At 61.1% G+C, this 26,583-nt stretch carries 21 protein-coding genes and 1 pseudogene; 1 reads left to right on the top strand and 21 read right to left on the bottom strand.

Annotated features, from left to right (window positions below; all coding sequences use genetic code 11):
* Positions 1-167: 167 nt before the first annotated feature.
* The 19 genes and pseudogenes from CER19_RS09020 to hutC all read right to left on the bottom strand — a co-directional run bounded on the left by CER19_RS09020 (position 168) and on the right by hutC (position 23,786).
* Positions 168-968, bottom strand: coding sequence for a transporter substrate-binding domain-containing protein (locus CER19_RS09020; protein ID WP_116666168.1), 801 nt, complete (start codon positions 966-968; stop codon positions 168-170).
* Between the two features lie 179 nt (positions 969-1,147).
* Positions 1,148-3,726 (bottom strand): annotated as a pseudogene (gene mdoH / locus CER19_RS09015) (glucans biosynthesis glucosyltransferase MdoH); the annotation flags it as partial.
* Entirely contained in the window at positions 3,719-5,455 is a 1,737-nt protein-coding gene (locus CER19_RS09010) for a glucan biosynthesis protein G (protein WP_003187856.1), read from the bottom strand. The pseudogene mdoH and the gene CER19_RS09010, both read right to left, overlap by 8 nt.
* Positions 5,456-5,722: 267 nt before the next feature.
* Positions 5,723-6,160: a D-aminoacyl-tRNA deacylase gene (gene dtd, locus CER19_RS09005; protein ID WP_060764872.1), complete on the bottom strand. Its 438-nt coding sequence runs from the start codon at positions 6,158-6,160 to the stop codon at positions 5,723-5,725.
* Complete coding sequence (pip, locus tag CER19_RS09000; protein ID WP_034125552.1) at positions 6,157-7,128, bottom strand: prolyl aminopeptidase; 972 nt, start codon at positions 7,126-7,128, stop codon at positions 6,157-6,159. Before pip ends, dtd begins: the two co-directional genes overlap by 4 nt.
* A 103-nt stretch (positions 7,129-7,231) precedes the next feature.
* Positions 7,232-8,161 carry an alpha/beta hydrolase gene (locus tag CER19_RS08995; RefSeq protein WP_116666167.1) on the bottom strand — a complete coding sequence of 310 codons (930 nt, stop codon included), beginning with the start codon at positions 8,159-8,161 and terminating at the stop codon, positions 7,232-7,234.
* 35 nt (positions 8,162-8,196) lie between these two features.
* Positions 8,197-9,132, bottom strand: a complete 936-nt coding sequence (gene choX / locus CER19_RS08990) for a choline ABC transporter substrate-binding protein (RefSeq protein ID WP_116666166.1) — start codon at positions 9,130-9,132, stop codon at positions 8,197-8,199.
* Positions 9,133-9,348: 216 nt separating this feature from the next.
* The gene (gene hutG / locus CER19_RS08985; RefSeq protein WP_116666165.1) at positions 9,349-10,149 is read right to left on the bottom strand and encodes an N-formylglutamate deformylase; all 801 of its coding nucleotides are present in this window, start codon (positions 10,147-10,149) and stop codon (positions 9,349-9,351) included.
* A 12-nt stretch (positions 10,150-10,161) separates the two neighbouring features.
* Complete coding sequence (gene hutI, locus CER19_RS08980) at positions 10,162-11,367, bottom strand: imidazolonepropionase (protein WP_116666164.1); 1,206 nt, start codon at positions 11,365-11,367, stop codon at positions 10,162-10,164.
* Between the two features lie 15 nt (positions 11,368-11,382).
* Positions 11,383-12,792 (bottom strand): amino acid permease, encoded by a 1,410-nt coding sequence (locus CER19_RS08975; protein WP_116666163.1) that lies wholly within the window; start codon positions 12,790-12,792, stop codon positions 11,383-11,385.
* A 162-nt stretch (positions 12,793-12,954) separates the two neighbouring features.
* On the bottom strand, positions 12,955-14,493 hold the full coding sequence (hutH, locus tag CER19_RS08970; protein WP_116666162.1) for a histidine ammonia-lyase: 1,539 nt from the start codon (positions 14,491-14,493) through the stop codon (positions 12,955-12,957).
* Positions 14,494-14,519: 26 nt separating this feature from the next.
* Entirely contained in the window at positions 14,520-16,028 is a 1,509-nt protein-coding gene (hutH, locus tag CER19_RS08965) for a histidine ammonia-lyase (RefSeq protein ID WP_116666161.1), read from the bottom strand.
* 121 nt (positions 16,029-16,149) lie between these two features.
* A complete protein-coding gene (locus CER19_RS08960; protein ID WP_116666160.1) occupies positions 16,150-16,974 on the bottom strand; it encodes a glycine betaine/L-proline ABC transporter ATP-binding protein in 825 nt (274 codons plus the stop codon).
* Complete coding sequence (locus tag CER19_RS08955; protein WP_116666159.1) at positions 16,971-17,822, bottom strand: proline/glycine betaine ABC transporter permease; 852 nt, start codon at positions 17,820-17,822, stop codon at positions 16,971-16,973. Before CER19_RS08955 ends, CER19_RS08960 begins: the two co-directional genes overlap by 4 nt.
* A 71-nt stretch (positions 17,823-17,893) precedes the next feature.
* Positions 17,894-18,859: an ABC transporter substrate-binding protein gene (locus CER19_RS08950; protein WP_116666158.1), complete on the bottom strand. Its 966-nt coding sequence runs from the start codon at positions 18,857-18,859 to the stop codon at positions 17,894-17,896.
* A gap of 69 nt (positions 18,860-18,928) precedes the next feature.
* Positions 18,929-20,374 carry a cytosine permease gene (locus CER19_RS08945; protein WP_116666157.1) on the bottom strand — a complete coding sequence of 482 codons (1,446 nt, stop codon included), beginning with the start codon at positions 20,372-20,374 and terminating at the stop codon, positions 18,929-18,931.
* A 130-nt stretch (positions 20,375-20,504) separates the two neighbouring features.
* Positions 20,505-22,178, bottom strand: coding sequence for a urocanate hydratase (hutU, locus tag CER19_RS08940; RefSeq protein ID WP_116666156.1), 1,674 nt, complete (start codon positions 22,176-22,178; stop codon positions 20,505-20,507).
* A gap of 340 nt (positions 22,179-22,518) precedes the next feature.
* Positions 22,519-23,079 (bottom strand): HutD family protein, encoded by a 561-nt coding sequence (locus tag CER19_RS08935; RefSeq protein WP_116666155.1) that lies wholly within the window; start codon positions 23,077-23,079, stop codon positions 22,519-22,521.
* Positions 23,076-23,786 carry a histidine utilization repressor gene (gene hutC, locus CER19_RS08930; RefSeq protein ID WP_224796965.1) on the bottom strand — a complete coding sequence of 237 codons (711 nt, stop codon included), beginning with the start codon at positions 23,784-23,786 and terminating at the stop codon, positions 23,076-23,078. The genes CER19_RS08935 and hutC overlap by 4 nt, the downstream gene beginning before the upstream one ends.
* Positions 23,787-23,933: 147 nt before the next feature.
* Here hutC and CER19_RS08925 point away from each other — a divergent pair, with 147 nt between their 5' ends.
* Positions 23,934-25,298 (top strand): formimidoylglutamate deiminase, encoded by a 1,365-nt coding sequence (locus CER19_RS08925; protein ID WP_116666154.1) that lies wholly within the window; start codon positions 23,934-23,936, stop codon positions 25,296-25,298.
* A gap of 126 nt (positions 25,299-25,424) precedes the next feature.
* On the opposite strand, the gene CER19_RS08920 is transcribed toward CER19_RS08925, so the two are convergent.
* The gene (locus CER19_RS08920; protein ID WP_116666153.1) at positions 25,425-25,994 is read right to left on the bottom strand and encodes a lipocalin family protein; all 570 of its coding nucleotides are present in this window, start codon (positions 25,992-25,994) and stop codon (positions 25,425-25,427) included.
* Positions 25,995-26,024: 30 nt separating this feature from the next.
* Positions 26,025-26,279, bottom strand: a complete 255-nt coding sequence (locus tag CER19_RS08915; protein ID WP_116666152.1) for a hypothetical protein — start codon at positions 26,277-26,279, stop codon at positions 26,025-26,027.
* Positions 26,280-26,583: the final 304 nt, after the last annotated feature.

Genomic DNA, 26,583 nt, shown 5'->3' with positions numbered 1-26,583 from the left:
CATTTCGGGGTGCGATCCTAACCCACTCGTTGTCCGCCACAAAGGTTTCACCGGTAAATGTTATCGGCGTGTGTCGGAAAACACTGACAGCGACCCTCCCAAGCACAGGCGCAGACGCTTGCGCGCGGCCTCTCGATTAGGGATTGATGTGTAAGCAGTTATGACGATCAGTCGATCTCGGCTATCCACGCCGTATCCCTGAACCACTTGTCATGCAGACGATCGTAGGTGCCGTCCTGGGCGATCTGGTTGAGAAAATGGTTGATCCAATTGAGGCTGTCGTAATCGCCTTTTTTCAGGCCGAACGCCAAAGGCTCAAAGGTGAAGGGTTGCTCCAGTACCAACAATGCACTGTTCTGCGGCCGACTCATCGCGATCAGGTTGTAGGGCGCATCATGGATAAAAGCATCGGCCTTGCCTTCAACGACCTGCCGCACGCCTTCTTCCGGGTTGGCCACACTGTTGAGCCGCGCTGATAGGAGAAAGCGCTGTGCCGCGGCTTCGCCGGTGGTGCCTTGGGTTGCAACGACGCGGTAACTGGGATCGTCCAGTTCTTCGATACTGGACACTTTCCCGCCCAGGCGCGGATTCAGTAGCACGGTCTGGCCCACCACGATAAACGAGTCACTGAAGTTGAGCTTGAGGTTGCGCTCCTGAGTGACCGTCATGCCGCTGCCAATCAGATCAAACTTGTTCGCCATCAGCCCCGGCAGCAACTCCGTGTAGGGCACCGCCACCAATTCAAGTTCTACACCCAGTGCGCGGCTCATGGCGTGGAGCAAGTCAATTTCAAAGCCGACGATGCGCCCCTGCTTATCGAGCATTTCGAAGGGCACGTTATTGGGGGTGGTGCCGACCTTAAGCACGCCACGGCGCGCAGCATTGTCCAGCGCGCCGGCGTAAAGCAGGCCTGCCTGTCCCCCCAGGAAAAAGCCCATCAGCAATGCCAAACAATACCTTTTGATCATGAATGCCCCCGTAGCGAGTCCAATTTGGGGGGCGATCCTAACCCAGCTGCAGGCACGGCAATACGCTTCGAACAAAGGTCTTTTGTTTCGAAATAACAAGGAGTTAGTGATAAAAAGGAAGGTGCTAAAAACGCTGTAGGACCAACGTTTGAAACACCCCCGAAGTGAGCCTTCGGGGGTGCCTGAATCAGGCCGGCTGGGCCTGGGGCGACTGTGGTTGCAGAGGCAGCAATGGCGCGTGCGGATCTGCCTTGATCGAGGCACGCCAAGCGCCGAGCCACTCGGCATGACCTTCGCTCCACACCTGCTCATGCAGGCGAGCCAGGGCCACCGGGTCGCTGAGCAAGGCCAGGCGTTCGCTGTTATTGAGGCCGGCCGGGCCGACTTTCAACGCGTGGCGAACACGCTCCATGCGCAGGTACTCGATGGGCTCGGCCTCACGGTGCCGCGAAGTCGCCAAGGCGCAGGCCAGGGCGTTCTGCTGCGGGTCGACCACCGAACGCACAAAGCCATCGTTGAGCGCGTGCCAACGGTTTTCGTGGGTGTACTTCTCGGTCGACAGCAAGGCTTGCGGCGGATTGTATTCCTCAGGGATCAGGAACAGGCTCTCATCACGGGACTTGAGGCCCAGCTTGACCCGGCTGGAAATCACCGACACCGGGATCGACAGCATCAGCGAACCGACAATCGGCACCAGCCACCACAGGAAGCTTGGGTTCAACCACACCACCAGCAGCGCCCACAGGAAGCCCAGCACGGTTTGCGGACCGTGGCGCTTGACCGCTTCGCTCCATGGTGTGGAGTCGTCGTCACGTTGCGGCGAGTTCCAGGTAGCGGCCCAGCCAAGGAACGCGGCGAGCACGAAGCGGGTGTGGAAGATCATCCGCACCGGCGCCAACAGCATGGAGAACAACATCTCCAGCAGCATCGACAGGGTCACCTTGAACTTGCCACCGAACTCTTTGGCGCCCTTGGCCCAGATCAAGATGATGCTGAGCAGTTTAGGCAGGAACAGCAGCACGATGGTGGTGGAGAACAGCGCCACCGCCTTGTCCGGGTGCCATTGTGGCCACAGCGGGTACAACTGGCGCGGGGCCATGAAGTACTGCGGCTCCATCAGCGTGTTCACCGCCAGCAACGCCGTGGACAGCACCAGGAAGAAGAACCACAACGGCGCCGACAGGTAGGACATCACGCCGGTGAGGAACACCGCACGGTGCACCGGGTGCATGCCTTTAACCAGGAACAGGCGGAAGTTCATCAGGTTACCGTGGCACCAGCGACGGTCACGCTTGAGTTCATCCAGCAGGTTGGGCGGCAGTTCTTCATAGCTGCCCGGCAGGTCGTAGGCAATCCACACGCCCCAGCCGGCACGGCGCATCAGCGCGGCTTCAACGAAGTCGTGGGAAAGAATCGCACCGGCAAACGCGCCTTTACCTGGCAACGGCGCCAAGGCGCAGTGCTCGATAAACGGCTTCATACGGATAATGGCGTTGTGGCCCCAGTAGTGGGATTCACCCAACTGCCAGAAGTGCAGGCCGGCGGTAAACAGTGGGCCGTAGACGCGGGTGGCGAACTGCTGCATGCGCGCATACAGGGTGTCCATGCCCGACGCACGTGGCGCGGTCTGGATAATCCCGGCATCCGGCGTGGCTTCCATCAGGCGCACAAGGCTGGTCAGGCACTCGCCGCTCATCACACTGTCGGCGTCGAGAACGACCATGTACTTGTAGTCACCCCCCCAACGACGGCAGAAGTCGTCGAGGTTGCCGCTCTTGCGCTTCACGCGACGGCGACGACGGCGATAGAAGATCTTGCCGAAGCCACCGGCTTCGCGGCATACGTCGAGCCAGGCTTGCTGTTCGGCGATGCAGATGTCGGCGTCGTTACTGTCGCTGAGCACGAAGAAATCGAAGCGATCCAGGTCGCCGGTCGCGGCCACCGATTCGAACGTTGCACGCAAACCGGCGAATACACGCGGCACGTCTTCGTTACAGATCGGCATCACCAGGGCGGTGCGCGCATCTTTCGGAATCGGCTCGTCACCGGCACTTTTGCCGGAGATACGGTATTTATCGTGACCGGTCAGCAGCTCCAGGAAGCCCATGAGCGCAGTCCAGAAACCGGCCGACACCCAGCAGAACAGAATCCCGAACATAATCAGGATGCTGGTTTGCAGCGCATAAGGCAGTACCTGGGTAGCGGTTTGCAGCAGGGTCTGGTTGCGGATCTCGTCGAAGTCCACCAGCGACCAGCCCTGGTACGGCATGATGCCTTTCATGTACCAGCCGGCCACGATGGTCTGGCCCAGCATCAGCACCAGCAGGATGTAACGACGGATCGAGCCCACGGTACGCCAGCGCGCAGCCGGCAGTACCCGCTCGTCTTTCGGTGGCTTGGGCGGGTTGGTGCGGCCGGTCATCCGGCGCCAACCGCGCACCAGGATGTTGGTACGCCAAGGCTCGGGCACCACTTTGGTCCGGCGGATCGGCGGCGTGGCCTTGAGGCACACACGACCGCTGGCATCGAGCGCAAGCATCTCGGCGTCTTGCAGCTCTTCGGCGCTGTTGAGAGTCAAGCGGCGGCCAACCGACGCTTGGGCAGCGTCGGTCGGTGCATCGAAGGTCTTGGACGACAGACGTTCGTGCAACTCGCTGAAGGACTTGCAGCCCGCCAGCTCGGCGCGCTGCTCAGCCGTCATGGGTAGATGCGCCAGGTACTCGGACAGAGTCTCTGGCTTGACTTGAGAATTACTCATCGGCAGGCAACTGATAGCTCCAGGTTTCGGTCAGGACTTGCTCGGTCTTGATCGGCTCCGGTGTGGCTGGGGCAGCCTCAGGCTGTTTGGCTTCCTTGTCCTTGGCGTCTTTCTTGGCCTGTTTCTCATGCTGCTTGGCCAAGACTTTATCGGCCTTGAGCACATGGTTGGAAACCGACTCAGGCTCAGGCTGCACGATATCCTGCACCAGCGCCGCACGCATTTCGGTCGGTTTGCTTGCGTCCTTGATCTTCATACGCAGGGTCAGGCGCCAGCCTTTGGTGTGTTCGTTGTAGCGCACGCTGTTTTCAACCAGTTCAGCGTTATCACCCACGCTCACCTGGCTACGTACCGGGGCGTCCGGCAGCAGTTTCTTCAGGGACGGGCCCTCGAAGTCCACCAGGTAGGCCACGCTGCCATCCGGCTGACGGATCAGGTTCGATTGCTTCACGTCACCAGTGGAGCGCAGGGTCTGCTTGACCCAGGCACTGTCCGGCGAATGGAAGGCCGCGTCGTCCAGTGTCCAGTGCAGACGGTAGGCCACGTCCAGCGGCTTGCCGACTTCCGGCAGCTCGGCCGGGCTCCAGAAGGCCACGATGTTGTCGTTGGTCTCATCGGCGGTCGGGATCTCGACCAGGTCGACAGAGCCTTTGCCCCAATCGCCCTCAGGTTCGATCCACGCGCTTGGGCGCTTGTCGTAGTTGTCGTCCAGGTCTTCGTAGTGGCTGAAGTTGCGACCACGCTGCAGCAGGCCGAACCCACGCGGGTTCTCGACGCTGAAGTTGCTGACCGACAGGTGTTTAGGGTTGTTCAGAGGACGCCAGATCCACTCGCCATTGCCGGCGTGAATCGACAGGCCGCTGGAATCGTGGAGCTCGCGACGGTAGTTGAGGACCTTGGACGGCTGGTTGGCGCCGAACAGGAACATCGAGGTCAACGGCGCAACGCCCAGCTTGCTGACCTTGTCACGCAGGAACATCTGGGATTTGACGTCCACTACGGTGTCGGTGCCAGGACGCAGGATCAGGCGGTAGGCGCCGGTCGCGCGCGGCGAATCCAGCAGCGCAAAAATCACCAGGTGCTTGTCACCCGGCTTTGGTCGCTCAATCCAGAACTCGGTGAAACGCGGGAATTCTTCGCCAGACGGCAACGCGGTGTCGATCGCCATGCCACGGGCAGACAAGCCATACACCTGGTCCTTGCCCACGACGCGGAAATAGCTGGCGCCGAGCATGGTCATGATTTCGTCTTGCTTGTCGGCCTTGTTGATCGGGAAAAGCACACGGAAACCGGCGTAACCCAGCTGTTCGGTGGCTTTAGGATCAAATTTCACGTCGCCGAAATCGAAACGCGTCGGGTCGTACTTGATTTCGTGCACGCTGTCGGCGGTGACTTCGTTGATTTTCACCGGGGTGTCGAAATGCATCCCCTGGTGATAGAAGGACAGCTTGAACGGGGTGTTCTGATCGGCCCACTCGGCTTTTTCATTGCGGAAACGAATCTTCTGGTAGTCAGCGAATTTCATTTCGCGGAATTCGTTCGGCAAATTGCTGCGCGGAGCTTCGTATTTCTGCCCGGCCAGCTCTTTCGCCTTGGCCGACACATCATCCAGACTGAACGCCCACAGTTGACCCGCGCCGAACAGGCAAAACAGGGCAGAGCCCGTCACCAGTGCGTTTCGCAACCGTTTGGCAGACAATTTTGGTGCATTACAGGGACTAACAATCACGAGCAACCCTCGCCGAAAACAGATCAAAAAACCAACGGCCAGCTATCTATATGCCAGGTTGGCGAGCAATGTTCCGACTCCTCTGGGGCAAAATGATTCCCCACGTGGTTGTCGGACAAGGCTCTACCTAAGTCAAAAATGGACCAAACAACGCTGATCCCCGTAGCGCGCGATTATCTAGTAGCCCGCGAGACAACGCATCAGGGACAGTGAAGTATTTGTAGCGAAACCCTGCGTTTTTAGGCATTAACGTCGCTTTTCATACATTCATGTCTGTAAGAGGAAGGTCACAGGGCCATCATTGACCAAGTGCACCTGCATATCGGCGCCAAAACGCCCTGACGCCACCTTGCCATGCAATTGTTGCGCTTGTAACAACAAGTGCTCAAAAAGCGCCGCTCCCAGAGCCGGAGGAGCCGCCGTGGAGAAACTGGGCCGCAGCCCGCTTTTGGTATCCGCGGCCAGGGTGAACTGCGACACCAGCAGCAAACCGCCGCCGATGTCCTTGAGGGACAGGTTCATCTTGCCCTCCTCGTCACTGAACACCCGATAGTTAAGCAGCTTGTGCAACAGTTTGTCGGCGCTCTCGGGCGTATCTGAAGGCTCGACGGCGACCAGCACCAGCAAACCCTGGTCAATCGAGCCTACCACCTCCCCTGCTACCTCAACCCGGGCGCCACGCACCCGCTGCAACAGGCCCTTCATGCTTCTTCAGGCGGCAGGTCGAGCAGGCGCCGGGCCATTTCGCCGGTCGCACGCACCAGCGCGTCGGTGATACCGGGTTCAGATGCCGCATGCCCTGCTTCGCGGATCACCTGCAATTCACTGTTGGGCCAGGCCTGGTGCAGCTCCCAGGCGTTATCCAACGTGCAGATCATATCGTAGCGCCCATGGATGATGACGCCAGGCAGATGGGCGATCTTGTGCATATCGCGAATCAGCTGGTTGGGTTCCAGGAAAGAGTTGTTGGTGAAGTAATGGCACTCGATACGTGCGATAGACAATGCGCGCTGCGGCTCGGAAAAACGCTCCACATGCTGCGGGCTCGGGCACAGGCCCAACATACGGCCTTCCCAGCCCGACCAGGCTTTGGCCGCGTGCATCTGGGCGATCTGGTCGTTGCCGGTCAGGCGCTTGTGGTAGGCGGCGATCATGTCGTGGCGCTCTTCCACCGGGATCGGTGCCACGTAGTCCTGCCAGTAATCCGGGAACAGGCGGCTCGCGCCCTCCTGGTAGAACCAACGAATATCCTGGGGGCGGGCGAGGAAGATGCCGCGCACGATCAGGCCATGCACGCGCTCGGGGTGGGTTTGCGCGTAGGCCAGGGCCAGGGTCGAGCCCCAGGAGCCGCCGAACAGCACCCACTTGTCGATGCCCAGGTGCTCGCGGATGCGCTCAAGGTCGGCGACCAGATCCCAGGTGGTGTTGTTCTCAAGGCTCGCCCTTGGCGTGGAGCGGCCGCAGCCACGCTGGTCGAAGGTGACAATATGGTAGAGGTTCGGGTCGAAGTAGCAGCGGCTCTGGGCGTCGCAACCGGAGCCGGGGCCTCCATGGATGAACACGACAGGCAAGCCTTCGGGGGAGCCACTTTCATCGACATACAGGGTGTGGGTGTCATCGACAGCCAGATCGTGCCGGGCGTAGGGTTTGATCTGCGGGTACCAAGTCTGCATTGCGTGCTCCGTAGGGTGTCGGGTTCATCCCTGGGGGGACGTCTATTATTTTGCCGTCTGGCATCATAAACCCGAATTGTGCAATGAGCATGTCCTTGAGCACTTAGACCTGTGTCAGCAGTTCGCGCCTCAGGTAACCGAGCAGATAGTCATACAGCCGATCCACCTCCGGCACCTGGCCGCGTGCACGCAAACAACCGTGGACCAGCCCTTTGCCGGGATACAGCACGGTTTCCACGCCTGCAGCTTGCAGGCGCTCGGCGTACAGCCGGCCGTCATCGCGCAGCGGGTCGAACTGGGCTACGGCGATCAGCGCCTTGGGTAGCCCGTCGAGCGCCTCGGCCAGCAGTGGCATGGCGTAGGGCGAGGGTATGCGCGTGTCACCCAGGTACAACGCCAAGTAGTCCTCAGTGTCGGCACGGCTGAGCAACGGTGCATCCCAGCAATCAGCCCGCGAGGGCAAGTCGGCGGGGCCACCCAAGCCTGGGTAAACCAGCACCTGGGCGCGGGGCATTGCTTGCCGGTCATCGCGCAGCCCCAGGCACAACGCCGCCGCCAGGTTGCCACCGGCGCTGTCGCCCATCACCACCAGCCGTTCGAGGTTGATGGCAGGCAGCCCCTCGCCTGCCTGGATCGCCTGCCATACCGCCCGGCAATCGTTGTAGGCCGCGGGGTAAGGATGCTCAGGGGCCAAGCGGTAGTCGATGGCGATCACCAACACTTGCAGCGTGGCGGCCAGTTCAAAGCAGATGAAATCGTGGGAGTCCAGCCCGCCGACGACCCAACCGCCACCGTGCATATAGAGGAGGCAGGGCCAGCCTTCTGCTGGATCAGGCGCCTCGGGCCGATAGCTGCGCACGCTGACACTTCCTACAGAAAAATCTACGATGTGCAGCCCTGCGGGTACGGGCGGGGTAAATGCCTGGCACATGCGGTTGTAGGTTTGGCGCAGGCCAGCCAGCGATAAGTCATTGCTGGTAAAAGCTTCGGTCTTGGCAACAAAGGCGCGCATCTGCGAAGAAATAGGGTACATGTGCACACCTTATTCACACTGGTCCGATGGTGTCTCTAGGGTTTAAGGCTGGCCTGGACGGCAGCAACACCATCGCTGCCATCAAAGGCTGCCACCCCGGCCAACCAGCGCTGTAGATCCTCGGGATGCTCGCGCAGCCATTTTTTCGCCACTTCCTGGGGCGACTGGCGCGCCATGATCGGCACCATCCACTGGCTTTCCTGGGCGGCGGTGAAGGTCAGGTTGGTGAGCAGCCGGTTGGCGTTCGGGCAGCGCTCGGCAAAATCCGGCGCTGTCACCGTAGACACCGTGGCGCGACCTTCGTTGGGGCCGAACACATCTTCACTGCCGGTGAGGTAGGCCATTTGCATGTTCAGGTTCATCGGGTGCGGAGTCCAGCCGACGAACACCACGAACTCTTTGCGATTCACTGCACGTTGCACTGCAGCGAGCATCCCCGCTTCACCGGACGCGACCAGCTTGAAGCCGCCCAGGCCAAAGCGGTTGGTGTCGATCATCTTCTGGATATCGGTATTGGCACCGCTGCCCGGCTCGATACCGTAGATCTTGCCGCCGAGTTTGTCCTTGAAGCGGGCAATGTCGGCAAAGGTCTTCAAGCCGGCATCGGCCACGTTTTGCGGCACCGCCAGGGTGGCCTGGGCATCGGCCAGGCTCGGCGTGTCGAGCACCTTGACCTGCCCGGCCACCAGGAACGGGGCGATGTTGTTGTCCATCGCCGGTTTCCAGTAACCGAGGAAGATATCCAGGCGCTTGTCACGGATACCGGCAAAGATGATCTGCTGCACGGCGCTGGTCTGTTTGCTGTCGTAGCCCAGGCCACTGAGCAGCACGTCCGCCATGCCAGAGGTGGCAACCACATCGGTCCAACTGACCACGCCCATGCGGATGGTTTTGCAGGAGGCCGGTTCGGCGGCCATGGCATGGCTGCTCACATAGCCACTGAGCATGAGGGTCAACAACAGTCGTTTCATGGAAGTGGTCTCACTCGGCAGTTTTTTATTGTGGGGATGGCGTCTGATGCGCCCTACTCACAACCTTACCCAGCAAAACCCTGATGAACTCGACCTGTGGCGACCGGCAGTTGCACAGGGGCGACTGTTGGGCCGTCATCGCAGGCAAGCCAGCTCCCACATGTTGATCTGTAAACCCATTCAAGTGTGGGAGCTGGCTTGCCTGCGATAGCGACTTCAGCCGTAGCGCTTTTGTCCCCAGGCCAACAGCCCTTCCAGCAACTGCCTCAACACCACCCGAGTCGGCTCGGCCAAATCCGGGCGATAACGGAACGGCTCGAACTCCTCCATATAGGTGCTCTGGCACAACTCCAGCTGCACCGCGTGGATATCCTGCGCCGGGTTGCCATAGTGACGGGTGATATGGCCGCCTTTGAAGCGCCCATTCAACACATGGGTGTACTGCGGGTGTTGGGCGCAAATCGCTTCCAGTTGGCTGGCCAGCTGCGGGTCGCATGCAGCGCCGTTGAAAGTACCCAGGTTGAAGTCCGGCAATTTGCCGTCGAACAGGTGCGCGATTACCGAGCGGATCGAGTGCGCATCGAACAGCAACGCAAAGCCGAACTCGGCCTTGAGGCGTGCCAGTTCTTCTTGCAATTGGCGGTGGTACGGCCCCCAGATTTTTTGCAGGTAGTTGGCCCGCTCCTCCTCGGAGGGCGTTTGCCCTTCACGGAACAACGGCACGCCATCGAACAGCGTCTCGGGGTACAGGCCAGTGGTAGCGCCGGCATACAGCGGCGTGTTGTCGGAGGGCCGGTTGAGGTCGATGACAAACCGCGAGTACTCCGCAGCCAGGGTGCTGGCGCCCAGTTCTTCAGCAAAGTCATACAACAGGGGGATATGCCAGTCGGTATCCGGCAGGCTTTGCGCCTCGGGGATCAACCCGGCCTCGACCGCAGGGGTGAGGCGCAGGCCGGCATGGGGCATGCTGATCAGCAGCGGTACGCGGCCTTGTTTGAATGTCAGAACCTTATCCACAACTGCATCCTCTCAAACAGTGACGTCGACGCCGTGGCGCACGACGCGTTTATCCAGTTCGCCACCCAGCCAGTAGGCCAGGTCGGCGGGGCGGTCGATCTGCCAGGCGACAAAATCCGCGACCTTGCCCACTTCCAGGGAACCATGGGTATCGCCCAGGCCCAACGCGGTGGCCGCATGTCGCGTGGCGCCGGCCAGGGCTTCTTCCGGGGTCATGCGGAACAGGGTGCAGGCCATGTTCAGCATCAGCCGCACCGACAGCGCCGGTGATGTGCCGGGGTTGAGGTCGCTGGCGATGGCAATCTTCACGCCGTGTTTGCGCAGGGCCTCCATCGGCGGCAACTGAGTTTCACGCAGGAAGTAAAAAGCGCCCGGCAGCAATACGGCGACGGTGCCGGCAGCGGCCATGGCAATGGCGTCTTCTTCGGTCATGAATTCCAGGTGGTCGGCCGACAACGCGTGGTAGCGCGCCGCCAGGCTTGAGCCATGCAACGACGAGAGTTGCTCGGCGTGCAGCTTCACCGGCAAGCCAAGTTGCTGGGCGACCTTGAATACCCGCTCAACCTGCTCCGGGGAAAACGCCAGGTATTCACAGAAGGCGTCGACCGCATCCACCAACCCCTCGGCGGCCAGGGCCGGCAGCATCTGGCTGCAGATGTGCTCGATGTAGTCGTCGGCACGGTCCTTGTACTCTGGCGGCAACGCGTGGGCGGCCAGGCAGGTGGCGCGCACGCTGACCGGCAGCGCTTCACCCAGGCGCCGGGCCACGCGCAACATCTTGCGTTCGTTGGCCAGGTCCAGGCCGTAGCCGGACTTGATCTCCACCGTGGTCACGCCGTCACGCAGCAAACTGCGCAGGCGCTTTTCGGCGCTCAAGAACAGCTCATCTTCGCTCGCCGCACGGGTTGCGCGCACGGTGCTGGCAATGCCGCCGCCCTTGGCCGCGATCTCGGCGTAGCTGACACCTTCGAGGCGCTGCTCGAACTCGCCGCTGCGGTTGCCACCAAATACCGTATGGGTGTGGCAATCGATCAGCCCGGGGGTGACCCACGCGCCTTGCAGGTCATGCACCTGGGCGTAATCCGCCGTCGGCGCCTGGCTGCGGGGGCCGACCCACTCGATGAGCGAGCCGGCAGTCACCATGGCGGCATCCTCGATGATCGAGTACTTGCCATTGGCCATGGTTGCGACGTGGCAGTGTTGCCAAAGCGTTTTCATCAACGCCTCCCTAAGTTATCGATGAGACAAAACCGGGTCGTAATCGACCTTGGCCGTTTGCCCGGCGGCAGGCTTGACCCACAGCCAGTAGGCGATGATCAGCAGCACGATCCACACCGCGCCCACCATCAACGCCGCCTGGGTATCCGGGAAGTAACCGAGTACACCAAACACAAACAGCATGAACACAATGGCCGCTGCCGGCGCATAGGGCCAGAACGGCACCGGGAATTTCAGTTCGGCGACCTGCGCCTTGGTCATCGAGCGGCGCATGGCGACCTGGGTAAACAGGATCATCAGCCATACCCACACGGTGGCGAAGGTGGCAATCGAGGCGATCAGCAGGAACACGTTTTCCGGGATCAGGTAGTTGAGTACCACACCGCCGAGCAAGGCGGCGCCCATGACCACCACGGTCATCCATGGCACGCCTTGTTTGGACAATTGCGCGAAGCCCTTGGGCGCCTGCCCTTGTTGAGCCAGGCCGTACATCATGCGCCCGGCGCCGAAGATGTCGCTGTTGATCGCCGACACCGCCGCGGAGATCACCACGACATTGAGGATGGTCGCCGCCGAGCCAATCCCCAGGTTGCTGAAGATCTGCACGAACGGGCTGCCCTGACTGCCGATCTGCGGCCAAGGGTAGATCGCCATCAACACGAACAGGGTCAGCACGTAGAACAGCAGGATACGCAGCGGCACCGCGTTGATCGCCTTGGGGATCACCCGCTGCGGGTCCTTGGCTTCACCGGCGGTGATGCCGATGATTTCGATGCCGCCAAAGGCGAACATCCCCACTGCAAACGAGGCGATCAGCCCACCGATGCCGTTGGGCATGAAGCCGCCGTGGGCCCACAGGTTGCTCAGGCCGCTGGCCTGGGTTTCGCCCGCCGAGTGAATGCCGAACAGCATGATGCCAAAACCGCCGAGGATCATCGCCACAATGGCACCGACCTTGAGCAACGACAGCCAGAACTCCATCTCGCCAAAGACTTTGACGTTGCACAGGTTCAGGCCGCCGATCAGGAACACGATACCCAGCACCCAGACCCAACGGGCCACTTCGGGAAACCAGAAGCCCATGTAGATGCCGAACGCGGTGACGTCGGCGAGGCAGACGATGATCATTTCAAAGGCGTAGGTCCAGCCGAGGATAAACCCGGCCATGGGCCCCAGGTAGGTGCTGGCATAGTGGCCGAAGGAGCCGGACACTGGGTTGTGCACGGCCATCTCACCGAGGGCGCGCATCACCATGAACACGGCAGCGCCGCCGATCAGGTAGGCCAGCAGTACAGCCGGGCCGGCCATTTGGATGGCGGAGGCAGAGCCATAAAACAGCCCGGTTCCGATCGCGGAACCCAGGGCCATGAAGCGAATATGTCGGGCGTTGAGCCCGCGTTTCAAACCTTTTTCTGGCTGGTGCATTTCTCTTCCCTATTATTCTTATCCTGAGAAAAACGCGACCTCACCTGTAGGAGCGAGCTTGCTCGCGAAAAACCTGAGAGCGCTGATGGATGTCAGGTTTACCGCGTAATCGTTGGCGATTTTCGCGAGCAAGCTCGCTCCTACAGTGAAGGCGGCGGTATGTTAGAGACTCGGCAGCAACTTAGCCGGTACCAGCTCATTCAGGCAGCGGGTAGCGAGCAGTTCGCTGGCGGCGTTGATGTCCGGTGCGAAGAAGCGGTCCTTGTCATAGAACGCCACCTTGTCACGCAGGATGCCACGGGCTTTTTCCAGCTTGGGCGAAGTCTTCAGGCCGTCGCGCAGGTCCAGGCCCTGGCACGCCGCGAGCCATTCCACCGCGAGGATGCCCCGGGTGTTCTCGGCCATTTCCCACAAACGCTTGCCCGCAGCCGGGGCCATGGACACGTGGTCTTCCTGGTTGGCCGAGGTTGGCAAGCTGTCGACGCTATGGGGATGGGCCAGCGCCTTGTTCTCGCTGGCGAGCGCGGCAGCGGTCACCTGGGCGATCATGAAGCCGGAGTTCACCCCGCCATTGCCCACCAAAAACGGCGGCAGTTGCGACATGTGCTTGTCCATCATCAACGAGATGCGCCGCTCGCTCAGGGAGCCGATTTCAGCAATGGCCAGCGCCATGTTGTCGGCGGCCATGGCCACTGGCTCGGCGTGAAAGTTGCCACCGGAAATCACGTCGCCTTCGGCGGCAAATACCAATGGGTTATCCGACACGGCGTTGGCTTCTACCACCAGCACCTCGGCGGCCTGGCGGAACTGGGTCAGGCAGGCGCCCATGACTTGTGGTTGGCAACGCAGGGAGTATGGGTCTTGCACCTTGTCGCAGTTCTGGTGCGACTGCGAGACCTGGCTGCTTTCGCCCAGCAGGTCACGATAGGCCGCAGCCGCATCGATCTGCCCGCGCTGGCCACGCGCGGCATGAATACGCGCATCGAACGGCGAGCGCGAACCCAGTACGGCTTCTACGGTGAGGCCGCCGCACGTGAGCGCACCAGCGAACAGATCTTCACCTTCGAACAGGCCGCGCAATGCGTAAGCGGTGGATACCTGGGTGCCGTTGAGCAGCGCCAAGCCTTCTTTGGCAGCCAGGGTCAGCGGCGTGAGGCCGGCGACTTTCAGCGCCGCAGTCGCGTCCAGCCATTCGCCCTTGTAACGCGCCTTGCCTTCGCCAAGCAGTACCAGGGACATATGCGCCAACGGCGCCAAGTCACCGGATGCACCCACCGAGCCCTTGAGCGGAATGTGTGGATACACCTGGGCGTTGATCAGCGCGATCAGCGCGTCGATCACCTGGCGACGAATCCCGGAGAAACCACGGCTCAGGCTGTTGACCTTGAGTACCATGACCAGTCGCACCAGCGCATCGCTGATCGGCTCACCGACGCCGGCAGCATGGGACAACACCAGGGAGCGCTGGAGGTTTTCCAGGTCTTCGCTGGCGATGCGGGTCGAGGCCAACAGGCCAAAACCGGTGTTGATGCCATAGGCGGTGCGGTTCTCGGCGAGAATCTGCTCCACGCAGGCAACGCTGGCTTCGATCTGGGCCGAGGCGCTGTCATCCAGGCTGAGGGTTACTGGCTGCTGGTAGATGGCACGCAGTTGGGCGAGGCTCAGTTGGCCTGGAATCAGGTTTAGCGCAGTCACATTCATACTCCTTGTGAATTGTTCTTAGGTGTTCAGTGCAAATTCGGTAATGCAGTGTCTTTAAGCAGCTGGGCAGCGGCGGCAATATCCGGCGCCAGCCAACGGTCCTGCTCATAGGCGGGGGCCACTTCGCGCCGCAAACGCCAGGCGCGGGCGGTACCGGCGCCGAAACGCCGGTCCTTGAGAAACTCGAAAACCTGGGCCGCCAGCAGGTACCCGATAGCAAGAATCTGGGTGACGTTGGCCAGCACCTGGTGCAGCTTGAGCGCGGCGTTGGTGCCCATGCTCAAGTGGTCTTCCTGCAGGCCCGAGGTGACGAAATTGTCGAGCACCGCGGGTTGCGCCAACTGGCGGTTCTGCCCGCACAAGGACGCGGCGACGTACTGCACGATCATCATCCCGGAGTTGACGCCCGGGTTGCTCACCAGGAAGGCTGGCAGGCCGCTGACATGCGGGTTGACCAGACGGTCCAGGCGGCGCTCGGCCACCGAGCCGATTTCGGCCATGGCGATGGCGAGCATGTCGGCCGCCAGCGCCACGGACTGGCCGTGGGGGTTGGCCTGGGACACCACGCGGTAGCTGACCGGCGTGCCGAGCACCAAAGGGTTGTCGGTGGCGCTGTTGAGTTCGGTCTCGATCTGGCGCGTGGCGTGTTCCACCTGGTCGCGGGCCGCGCCGTGAATCTGCGGGATCGAGCGAATACTCAAGGCGTCCTGGGTGCGGATACCTTTACTGCTGGCGATCACCTCACTGCCGTCGAGCAACGCACGCAGGTTGCTGCCCACTTGCTGCATACCCGGGTGCGGCTTGAGGGCGATGATTTCTTCGTCGAAGGCGTCGATCTGGCCGCGCTGGGCTTCGAAACTCATGGCACCGATCACGTCGGCCCATTGCAGCAAGTGATGCGCATCGGCCAGGGTCAGGCAGCTCAGGCCGGTCATGCACGGCGTGCCATTGACCAGGCACAGGCCGTCTTTGGCGCCGAGCACCACCGGCTGCAAGCCTTCAGCCTGCAACGCGTGTTGCGCCGTGAAGATCTGGCCGCGGTAGCTCACATTGCCAACGCCCAGCAGGGCCACACCGATATGGGCCATGTGGGTCAGATACCCCACCGAACCCTGGGATGGCACTTGCGGCGTGATGCCGTGATTGAGCAGCGCCAGCAACGCGTGCACCACCTGCGGGTGCAGGCCGGATTTACCGTGGCTGTAGTTGATGATTGCCGCGCACATGATCGCGCGGGTCTGCTCGTCGCTGAGCACCGGGCCGACGCCGCAGGCATGGCTGAGCAACGTATTGCGCGACAGTTGGCTCAGTTGCTCGCCCTCAAGCGACACATTGCATAACGCGCCCAGGCCGGTGTTCACGCCATAGGCGCGCTCGCCGCTGGCGACGATGCGCTGCACGATGGCCTGGGCATTGTCGATGCGCGCCCAGGCGTGGCCCGAGAGTTCGAGCACTGCGCCGTGGCGAGCAACGGCGGCGACGTCCTGCCAGCGCATCGGGGCGTCGGCGATGATGATTTTGGTTGCCTGGGACATCGTTGACCTCTTCATATTCTCTAAACCTTTGGCGGCCTCATCGCGGGCAAGCCCGACTCCCACATTTGAACTGTGTGAACCCAATCAAATGTGGGAGCTGGCTTGCCTGCGATGGCGTCCGTCAGACCACCGCCGCCCGCCGCTGAACAAACCGGTCCACATACTCATCCGCCGGCGAATGCAAAATCTCCCGCGGCGTGCCGACCTGGATCAGCTTGCCGTCCTTGAGGATCGCAATGCGATTACCAATGCGCACGGCTTCGTCGAGGTCATGGGTGATAAACACGATGGTCTTGTGCAGGGTCTTTTGCAGCTCGAGCAACTGGTCCTGCATTTCGGCGCGGATCAGCGGGTCGAGGGCGCTGAAGGCTTCGTCCATCAGGATGATGTCGGTGTCTGCGGCCAAGGCGCGGGCCAGGCCCACACGCTGGCGCATACCGCCGGAAAGCTGGTGTGGGTATTTGCTTTCGTAGCCCTTGAGCCCCACGGTTTCGATCCAGTGCAGGGCGCGCTCAGCGCATACCTGCTTGGTTTCACCGCGCACTTTGAGACCGTAGGCAACGTTGTCGAGCACGCTCTTGTGCGGCAGCAGGCCGAAGCTCTGGAACACCATGCTGATCTTGTGCCGACGGAATTGGCGCAGGGCTTCCATGTCCAGTTGCAGGATGTCTTCACCGTCCACCAGGATCGCGCCGCTGGTGGGGTCGATCAGGCGGTTGAAGTGGCGCACCAGGGTAGATTTGCCCGAACCCGACAAGCCCATGATCACAAAGATCTCACCGGTGCCGATGCTCAGGGACAGGTCATTGACGCCGACCACGCAACCGGTCTCGGCCAGAACCTGGTCCTTGGTCTTGCCCTGGCCGACCATGGCCAGCGCATCCTTGGCGCGTGCGCCGAAAATCTTGAAGACGTTTTTGACTTCGATTTTGCTGACAGTCGTCATTTGCTCGCCTCATGCCGTGGGCGGCCATAAGCCTGGGTAATGCGGTCGATGACCACTGCAAGAATCACAATCGCCAGCCCGGCTTCAAGGCCACGGCCAACGTTGAGGGTCTGAATGCCGACGAGCACGTCTTCACCCAAGCCACGGGCACCGATCATCGAAGCGATCACCACCATCGACAGCGCCATCATGGTGGTCTGGTTGATTCCGGCCATGATGCTCGGCAGCGCCAGCGGCAATTGCACGCCGAACAGTTGCTGCCAGCGGTTGGCGCCGAAGGCGTTGATGGCTTCCATGACTTCGCCATCGACCTGGCGAATGCCCAGGTCTGTCAGGCGAATCAGCGGCGGCGCGGCGTAGATCACCGTGGCGAAAATCGCCGGGACCTTGCCCAGGCCGAACAGCATCAGCACCGGGATCAGGTACACGAAGCTGGGCATGGTTTGCATGATGTCCAGCAGCGGCATCAGCACCGAACGCAGGCGATTACTGCGCGCCGACAGGATGCCCAGGGGGATGCCGATCAACACCGAGATCACCGTGGCCACCATCATCAATGCCAGGGTTTGCATCAGCTTGTCCCACAGGCCAACCGCGCCCACCAGGAACAGCAGACCGACAATCACCGCGGTGGCCACCACCTTGCGGGTGGCGTGCCAGGCAATACCGCCAACGATGGCCAGCATCAGCCACCAGGGCGCTGCGCGCAGCAGGCCTTCCAGGTTGACGATGGCCCACAGCAGCGTATCGGAGATGTGCCGGAACACATCGCCGTAGTTGGTGACCAGTGCGTCCACCCAACCGTTGACCCAGTCGGCGATGGAAAAGGTAAAACTCTCAGGGAACATATCGTGCTCTCGATCCAGTGGGTTGTGGCCAGCCGCCCGGCCACCCTTGAGGGTAGCCGTGCACACTTGACCTACAAGGCCGCGTCGATTTTCTTGGCTGCGTCGTCGCTCACCCAGGCGTGCCAGACTTCAGGATGTTCCTTGAGGAAAATTTTCGCCAGTTTCGGCGACTCGATCCGCTCCTTGGCCATGCGGCCCAGGTTCTGGTTCAACAGGTCGATGGGCAGGTTGACCTTTTCCAGCACGGCCACCAGTTCCGGGGCTTGCTCGTGGAAGGTCTTGGACAGGCCGACCTTGATGCTCACGCTTTTATCCACGCCGGGCTTTTCTTCCAGCTTGACCAGGTCGACCTGGCCCATCAGCGGCGTCGGTGACCAGTAGTAGAACAGAATCGGCTCGCCACGCTTGTAGCTCGACAGCACCGCCGCATCCAGCGCCGGGCCGGTGCCCGGACGGAAGTTGGTGTAGGTGCTTTCCAGGCCGTAGCTCTTGAGCATTTCGCTGTTGTCCAGCTCGCAGGTCCAGCCGGCCGGGCAGTTGTAGAAACGGCCCTTGGAGGGCTCTTCCTGGTCCTTGAACACCGAGGCGTATTTGGCCAGGTCGGCGATGCTTTTCAGGTCCGGCGCCTTGGGTTCGAGTTTGCGCTTGGCGTCGCCTTCGATCACATAGCGCGGCACGTACCAGCCTTCAACCGCGCCGACTACCGGAGCCCCGACGCCCACGACTTTGCCGGCCTTCTCGGCCTTGTTCCAGACCTCGCTGCGACCTACCCACTCCTCGGCGAACACTTGGATGTCGTTACTGCCCAGGGCGTTTTCCATGGTGATGGAGTTACCCGGCAAGCTGTCGGTTTTGCAGTCGTAGCCTTTTTCCAAGACGGTTTGCAGGATGTCGGTGAGCAACATGCCGCTTTCCCAATTCAGGCCGGCGAATTTCACCGGTTTACCCGACTCACACCAACCGGCCGCCTGGGCGCCGGCACTTGCCAGCACACCAGCGGCGAACAAAGTAGCCAGCAAGGTCTTATTCATAGTCATTGTTGTGACGCTCCCAATCATGAAATGGATTACGGCAGTCAGTAGGCGTCCTGCCCTGTCCACGTCCCATCAGGCTTGTGCAGCCAGCCCGTTTGTTGTGGGTAAAGCGCCCTGCTCTTTTGGCAGGATCAGGTGATCGGGTACCGTGCCGTGCCATTTTTTCGCACACACGTAATACAGGGCCGCCGGCAGTACCAGGCCGATGATCCAGGAGATATCTACATCCCCAAGCGCGGCCACCAGGGGGCCGGTGTAGAACTTGGTGGAGATGAACGGCAACTGCACCAGCACGCCGAACACATAGACGCTGATGCCCAGCAGGTTCCAGCGGCCGTAGCGACCGTTCGGATCGGCCAGCGCTGGCACGTCATAACGCTCGCGGGTGATGCAGTAGTAATCCACCAGGTTGATCGCACTCCAGGGCGTAAAGAACGCCAGCAGGAACAAGATGAACGACTTAAATGCACCGAGGAACGAATGCTGGCCGAGCAACGCGATCAGCGTGGCCGTGCCGACGATCATCAGCACGAACACCAGACGCTGCAGGCGCGTGACCTCCAGACGCCCACGAAAGCCGCTGACGATAGTGGCGATGCACATAAAGCTGCCGTAGGAATTGAGCGTCGAGATGGTGACCTTGCCGAACGCGATGCTGAAATACAGCAACGCAGCGGTGGCGCCCGTGCCGCTCAAGCCAACGATGTACGCCACCTCGTGGCCGGCAAACTGCCCGTTTGACATGGCCGCAGCAAACACGCCGAGGACCATCGCTACCTGGGCACCGATGACCGAACCTGCGCCAGCAGCGAGGAAGGTTTTTACCGATGAGGTCTTGCTCGGCAGGTAACGCGAGTAATCCGCCACGTAAGGGCCGAACGCAATCTGCCAGGAGGCCGCCAGCGACACGGCCAGCAGGAAGCTGCTCCAGCTGAAGTGGCGGATCTGCAAGAGCGCACCGACGTCGGTCTGGCTCATCAGACGGCTGAACAGATACACAAAGGCAACCACACCAATCAGGCTGGCAACCCGGCCGATGAAGTGGATCACCCGGTAACCCAGCACCGTGACCAGCACGATGACACTGGCGAAGATCAGGATGCCGACGCTGTCGCTGACCCCGAACAACTGGCCCAGCGCCTGGCCCGACAACACGGTACCGGTGGCGGTGAAACCCAGGTACATCAAGCACACCAGCACAATCGGAATGGCCGCGCCATACACGCCGAACTGCACCCGGCTGGAAATCATCTGCGGCAGGCCAAGCTTGGGCCCTTGCGCCGCATGCAGCGCCATGACCCCGCCGCCGATCAGTTGACCGACCAGCAAACCGATCAACGACCAGAACACATCACCGCCCAGCACCACGGCCAACGCCCCGGTGACAATCGCAGTGATCTGCAGGTTGGCACCCATCCACAGGGTGAACTGGCTGAATAGACGACCATGTCTTTCCGCTTCCGGGATGTAGTCGATCGAACGTTTCTCGATCAACGGGGTGGTGTCGTTTGCAGCCATGTTGTTCAACCTCTGATGGATTGTTCGATGCTTTTCTGTAGGAGCGAGCTTGCTCGCGAAAAACGTACATTCAACGCAGCGATGCGCCTGGAATACCTTCGCGAGCAAGCTCGCTCCTACAGTGGGTGCGTCAGCCGGTGATCATCGGGAGGTTCAGGCCCTGTTCCTTGGCGCAGTCGATAGCAATCTGGTAACCCGCATCGGCATGGCGCATCACCCCGGTCGCCGGGTCGTTGTGCAGCACGCGGGCAATCCGCTCGGCCGCTTCGTCAGTACCGTCGCAAACAATCACCATCCCCGAGTGCTGGGAGAAGCCCATGCCCACCCCACCACCGTGGTGCAGCGAGACCCAGGTCGCGCCGCTCGCGGTGTTGAGCAAGGCGTTGAGCAGTGGCCAATCGGACACAGCGTCGGAACCGTCCTGCATGGCTTCGGTTTCGCGGTTCGGGCTGGCGACCGAGCCGGAGTCCAGGTGGTCACGGCCGATCACGACCGGCGCGGACAGCTCGCCGCTGCGTACCATTTCGTTGAACGCCAGGCCCAACTTGGCACGCTGGCCCAGGCCGACCCAGCAGATACGTGCCGGTAGGCCCTGGAAGCTGATGCGCTCGCGGGCCATGTCCAGCCAGTTGTGCAGGTGGGCGTCGTCTGGGATCAGCTCTTTGACTTTGGCGTCGGTCTTGTAGATGTCCTGCGGGTCACCGGACAGCGCCGCCCAACGGAACGGGCCGATGCCACGGCAGAACAGTGGGCGGATGTAAGCCGGTACGAAACCCGGGAAGTCGAACGCGTTTTCCACGCCCTCTTCCTGGGCCATCTGGCGGATGTTGTTGCCGTAGTCGAAGGTCGGGATGCCTTGCTTCTGGAATTCGAGCATAGCTTTGACGTGTACGGCCATCGACTGCTTGGCGGCCTTGATCACGGCGGCCGGCTCGGTCTTGGCGCGAGCGCGGTATTCGTCCCAGGTCCAGCCGGCCGGGAGGTAACCGTTGAGTGGGTCGTGGGCGCTGGTCTGGTCGGTGACCATGTCCGGGCGCACGCCACGCTTGACCAGTTCCGGCAGGATCTCTGCGGCGTTGCCCAGCAGCGCGATGGAGATGGCCTTGCCTTCCTTGGTGTATTTGGCGATGCGCGCCAGGGCGTCGTCGAGGTCGGTGGCTTGCTCGTCGACGTAACGGCTGTTCAGGCGGAAATCGATGCTGACTTGCTGGCACTCGATGTTCAGCGAGCAGGCGCCGGCCAGGGTTGCGGCCAATGGCTGGGCGCCGCCCATGCCGCCGAGACCGGCGGTGAGCACCCAACGACCGGTCAGGTCGCTGTTGTAATGCTGGCGGCCGGCTTCCACGAAGGTTTCGTAGGTGCCTTGAACGATGCCCTGGCTGCCGATGTAGATCCAACTGCCGGCGGTCATCTGGCCGTACATGGCCAGGCCCTTGGCATCCAGTTCGTTGAAATGCTCCCAGCTGGCCCAGTGCGGCACCAGGTTGGAGTTGGCGATCAGCACGCGCGGGGCGTTGCTGTGGGTCTTGAACACGCCGACCGGTTTACCGGATTGCACCAGCAGGGTTTCGTCGTCGTTCAGATTGGTGAGGCTCTCGACGATCTGGTCGTAGCACTCCCAGTTGCGCGCCGCACGGCCGATACCGCCGTACACCACCAGTTCTTTGGGGTTCTCGGCCACTTGCGGGTCGAGGTTGTTCATCAGCATGCGCAGCGGCGCTTCGGTCAGCCAGCTTTTGGCGGTGAGCTTGTTACCGCGGGCGGCGCGGATTTCGACGTCACGGTATTTTGTAGGCTTGGTCACAGCTAGGACTCCTCGGCGAACGATGCGCGGACACTGATGGTGCGAAGTCTTACGCACACATATTTACTTGTATGTACAAGCATATGCAATCGAGCGGCCAACTCTAGCCAGGAGTGGTTGGGATTTTTTTGCACGGGGCGTGCGAGCCTTGTAAATCAAGGCTTCAAAGCTTGATGAAATTTCTTACGGAGGCTTTTTGCAGCAAGGGGAATTTGTCACGGCAGCGAAGCTTTGCGTCACGCTGGGGCATTCGGTAACAAATTGGTGCGCGGAGTGGAAACAGATTTTGTGAACAATGCAAAAACAAATGTGGGAGCTGGCTTGCCAGCTCCCACAGTTTTTAACCGCGCGCGGTCAGTTCGATGATGCAGCAGCGGCCAGTGACAGAGATATCCAGCAGGCCCGTGTTACCGTCCACTTGCAGGCAATCATGGTGGCCGAGCTTCTCGCCCAGCACCTTCACTTCATCCGCCACGCTGAACACCAGCACCGTCTGCGCGGAGCTGAAAAACTGCTGCACACCATCCACCCACTGCAAGCGTGCATGGTAACGCTGTGGCGAGTAGATCAGGTTGAAGTCGCGAATCGGCCCGGTGATCAAGCGGCACGAAACCTGGCTTTCACCCAGGAACGCGAACGGTTGCAACGGTAACAAGCCGCGCTGTTCCTCGCCGTCTACGGTCAACACCATGCCCGCGCCCTTGATCACCGTGATCACGCGCTGGTAACCGGCGAAGGTGGAAAACCCACCCGACTCGGCGATATCGGCAATCGACAAACGCCAGCCAAAGCCCTCCAGGCCGGTGCCCGCGTCGCGACTGATTTCTTCGGTACTGCCGCCGCCGTTCTTCCACGGCATGCGCACGTAGTCGGCGGCACGCCAGACGTTGATCTCACTCATTTACTGAAGCGTCCTTCGAGGCTGTGACGGGAACCGGGGTGGATCAACCGCGCCGCAGTCACCGGCTGGCGACCCGACCAGGTGCGTCGGCGAATCAACAGGCACGGCTCGCTCGGCTCGATCTGCAACAACTTGCACTCGGCGGCATCGGCGAGGATCGCCTCAACCACATGCTCGCCCTCAGTCAACGGCGCGACCTGGTTCAAATAGGCATACGGGGTTTGCTGGGTGAAGTCCTGTTGCAAGTATTCCGGCGCGACCAGGGCGTTGACGAATCGGTCTTCTATTTGCACAGGAATGTCGTTCTCGTAATGCACGATCAACGAGTGGAACACCCGCCCGCCTTCGCGCATTTCCAAGGCGACGGCGCGCTCGGAACCGGCGGCCTCTTCGCCCAGGGTGATCACCTGGCAGGTGTGCCGATGCCCGCGGGAGGCGATTTCATCGGCGATGTTGTGCACTTCAAACAGTGCCGACTGGCTCTTAGGCTCGGCCACGAAGGTCCCCACGCCTTGCATACGCACTAGCAGGCCTTCGGCGGTCAGCTCGCGCAGGGCGCGGTTGATGGTCATGCGGCTGAAGCCCAACTGACTGACCAGCTCGCTTTCCGACGGCACGCGGTAATGGGGCGGCCAGTTGCCGTTGAGGATCTGCTGGCTGATCATCTGTTTGACGCGGGCATACAAGGGCGCCGGACTTTCGTCCATGTGGGCAGCCAGCGAAGAGTTGGCGGGCGGAGTCGGCACAGGGAATCCTTGCAGGGGAAAAAGATGCATAGATTGCCGGAGTTTACCGAGCAGGCAAACGTCTGTATATGTATATACAAATAAACACACGACCGGGGTGCCTTGATCATGTCCGCTTTCTTTGCCGAACGCGCACTGCTGCCTAATGGATGGGCCAACGATGTACGTCTTGAAGTCAGCGCCGATGGCCTGCTGACAAAGGTTGAGCCCAATGCCAGTGCAGAAGGTGCTGAACGGCTCAGGGGCCCGGTGTTGGCGGGCATGCCGAACCTGCACTCCCATGCCTTCCAGCGCGCCATGGCGGGCTTGGCCGAAGTGGCCGGCAACCCCAATGACAGCTTCTGGACCTGGCGCGATTTGATGTACCGCATGGTCGGCAAGATCAACCCCGAGCAATTACAGGTCATCGCCCGCCAGCTGTATATCGAAATGCTCAAGGCCGGCTACACCTCGGTGGCCGAGTTTCATTACGTGCACCACGATCTCAGCGGCCAGCCCTATGCCGACCGTACGGAACTGTCCCGCCAGATCAGCCAGGCAGCCGCCAGCAGCGGGATCGGCCTGACCTTGCTGCCGGTGCTCTACACCCACGCAGGCTTTGGTGGCCAAGCGCCGAATGAAGGCCAGCGACGGTTTATCAACAGCACGGAACACTACCTGGACCTGCAAGCACGCCTGCAGCCCATTCTGGCGGCACAACCGGCGCAGCAACTGGGCCTGTGCTTCCACTCCCTGCGCGCCGTAACCCCCGAACAAATCCATACCGTGCTGGCCGCCAGTGACAAGCGCTGCCCGGTGCATATCCACATCGCCGAACAGCAAAAGGAAGTCGACGACTGCCTGGCCTGGAGCGGCAAGCGCCCGTTGCAGTGGCTGTATGACAATGTCGAAGTGGATGATCGCTGGTGCCTGGTGCATGCCACCCATGCCGATGCCGACGAAGTGACACGCATGGCCAACAGCCGAGCAATTGCCGGTTTGTGCCTGACCACGGAGGCCAACCTGGGCGATGGGATTTTTCCAGCGGTGGACTTCCTCGCCCAGGGCGGCCGCATGGGCATTGGTTCCGACAGCCATGTGTCACTGAGCGTGGTGGAAGAACTGCGTTGGCTGGAATACGGCCAGCGCCTGCGCGATCAACGGCGTAATCGGTTGTATCGCAGTGACCAACCGATGGTGGGTCGCACGCTGTTCGATGCTGCGCTGGACGGCGGCGCACAAGCGCTGGGCCAGCCGATTGGTCGACTGCAACTGGGCAAGCGCGCGGACTGGATAGTGCTGGACGGTAGCGACCCGTACTTGGCGACGGCCAGTGAGGATGGAATCCTCAACCGCTGGCTGTTTGCCGGTGGTGATCGGCAAGTGCGCGATGTACTGGTCAATGGCAAATGGGTGGTGCGAGATGGGCATCATGCTGGCGAAGAAGACAGCAGCCGGGCATTCACCCAGGTCCTGAAGGACTTGCTGAACTAAAGGCCAACCCATAACAAATGTGGGAGCTGGCTTGCTTGCGATACAGACACCTCGGTGCATCAGTTACACCGGGTTGATGCTATCGCAGGCAAGCCAGCTCCCACATTTGATTGATGGTGCTGCGAATTACTGGGACGTCTTCGCCATCTGCTTATCCGACGTACGCCAGATCAAGCGCGTGGTGTCATAGCCTTGCTGTCGCGCCCGGCTCAGCAGGTCTTCGCGGGTATCGGCACTCACCGTCGGCGTGCGCGACAGGATCCACATATAGCGACGGCTCGGGCTGCCGACGAGGGCGGTCTTGTAGTCATCGCTGACATACAGCACCCAGTAGTCGCCCTTGGCAACGCCCGGCAACAGTGATGTAAACCAGTTATTGAATTCTACCCACAGCTTGTCGGTCTTGCCTGGCACCTGCGGCGTAGCCGTGCCTTTGGCCTCTTGCCACTTCCACTCAGGCGTCAGGCAGCGGTTGAACACCGACATGTCACCATCAGGCAGCAAGGTATAGCGGGCTTCGGATTGCGCACAGTTGCGCTGGAAGTACATCGGCAAACGGGCCAACTCATACCAGGTGCCCTGGTAACGCTTGAGGTTGACGTTGCTCGCAGTCTTGGGTTGCAGATCATCGCCAGAATGGCTGGCGCAGCCCGCCAAAAACAGGCTGGCGCAAAGGAACAAAACAAAACGCATCATTCTTCTTCTCCCGCAGGCTCGCGCCCCGGTTTACTTCAGGCCTTGCCCGGAAAACATCAGAACTTTGTCACCGGCGTACTGCACGCTGATAAAGCTGTTTTTATCGCCCCAGGTGCAGCTGGACATGCCCAGTGCGCCGGAACAATCGGTTGGCTTACCCAGCAACGACTCCACCTCGGCCTTGGCCATGCCGGCTGAGAGCTTTTGGTAGTTTTCTTGGTTGACCTTGCTGCAAGCGGCTAAGAGCACGCAAAAAGCCAGCAGGGCGAGACGGCGTATAGACATGGAAAAGCTCCTGGAGAGACAAAGCAGCTGGGGTATCTGCCAGAAGCTTAGAAGGGAAAAGGGGTGTCTGGTTCCCGACGAGCGAAAACAAAAAAGCCCCGAAAACGCTGAAACGTTTCGGGGCTTGCTCACTTCAAAAACTTCACATCTTGAATGCATCTGTGGCGAGGGAGCTTGCTCCCGTTCGGGTGCGCAGCGCCCGCATGCTTTTTCGGGCCGCTTCGCAGCCCAACGGGAGCAAGCTCCCTCGCCACACGGGCTTACTTCTTGTGATAGGCCGTCACGCGCTCAACTTCTTCCTTCG

This window comes from Pseudomonas sp. GL93 (assembly GCF_003408955.1).
GTDB classification, from domain to species: Bacteria; Pseudomonadota; Gammaproteobacteria; order Pseudomonadales; family Pseudomonadaceae; genus Aquipseudomonas; species Aquipseudomonas paracarnis.
The sequence above is the reverse complement of the archived record's forward strand: the minus strand, read 5'-3'. Positions and strand labels throughout refer to the sequence as shown.

Excerpts from the sequence above, each read along its gene's own strand:
- CER19_RS08975 (WP_116666163.1), bottom strand. The coding sequence starts at position 12,792 with ATGCACCAGCCAGAAAAAGGTTTGAAACGCGGGCTCAACGCCCGACAT.
- CER19_RS08935 (WP_116666155.1), bottom strand. The coding sequence starts at position 23,079 with ATGAGTGAGATCAACGTCTGGCGTGCCGCCGACTACGTGCGCATGCCG.
- CER19_RS08945 (WP_116666157.1), bottom strand. The coding sequence starts at position 20,374 with ATGGCTGCAAACGACACCACCCCGTTGATCGAGAAACGTTCGATCGAC.
- CER19_RS08915 (WP_116666152.1), bottom strand. The coding sequence starts at position 26,279 with ATGTCTATACGCCGTCTCGCCCTGCTGGCTTTTTGCGTGCTCTTAGCC.
- CER19_RS08920 (WP_116666153.1), bottom strand. The coding sequence starts at position 25,994 with ATGATGCGTTTTGTTTTGTTCCTTTGCGCCAGCCTGTTTTTGGCGGGC.
- pip (WP_034125552.1), bottom strand. The coding sequence starts at position 7,128 with ATGCAGACTTGGTACCCGCAGATCAAACCCTACGCCCGGCACGATCTG.
- hutH (WP_116666162.1), bottom strand. The coding sequence starts at position 14,493 with ATGAATGTGACTGCGCTAAACCTGATTCCAGGCCAACTGAGCCTCGCC.
- CER19_RS09020 (WP_116666168.1), bottom strand. The coding sequence starts at position 968 with ATGATCAAAAGGTATTGTTTGGCATTGCTGATGGGCTTTTTCCTGGGG.
- hutC (WP_224796965.1), bottom strand. The coding sequence starts at position 23,786 with ATGGACGAAAGTCCGGCGCCCTTGTATGCCCGCGTCAAACAGATGATC.
- hutI (WP_116666164.1), bottom strand. The coding sequence starts at position 11,367 with ATGAAAACGCTTTGGCAACACTGCCACGTCGCAACCATGGCCAATGGC.
- dtd (WP_060764872.1), bottom strand. The coding sequence starts at position 6,160 with ATGAAGGGCCTGTTGCAGCGGGTGCGTGGCGCCCGGGTTGAGGTAGCA.
- CER19_RS08955 (WP_116666159.1), bottom strand. The coding sequence starts at position 17,822 with ATGTTCCCTGAGAGTTTTACCTTTTCCATCGCCGACTGGGTCAACGGT.
- hutH (WP_116666161.1), bottom strand. The coding sequence starts at position 16,028 with ATGTCCCAGGCAACCAAAATCATCATCGCCGACGCCCCGATGCGCTGG.
- CER19_RS08950 (WP_116666158.1), bottom strand. The coding sequence starts at position 18,859 with ATGACTATGAATAAGACCTTGCTGGCTACTTTGTTCGCCGCTGGTGTG.
- CER19_RS08960 (WP_116666160.1), bottom strand. The coding sequence starts at position 16,974 with ATGACGACTGTCAGCAAAATCGAAGTCAAAAACGTCTTCAAGATTTTC.
- CER19_RS08995 (WP_116666167.1), bottom strand. The coding sequence starts at position 8,161 with ATGTACCCTATTTCTTCGCAGATGCGCGCCTTTGTTGCCAAGACCGAA.
- CER19_RS08925 (WP_116666154.1), top strand. The coding sequence starts at position 23,934 with ATGTCCGCTTTCTTTGCCGAACGCGCACTGCTGCCTAATGGATGGGCC.
- choX (WP_116666166.1), bottom strand. The coding sequence starts at position 9,132 with ATGAAACGACTGTTGTTGACCCTCATGCTCAGTGGCTATGTGAGCAGC.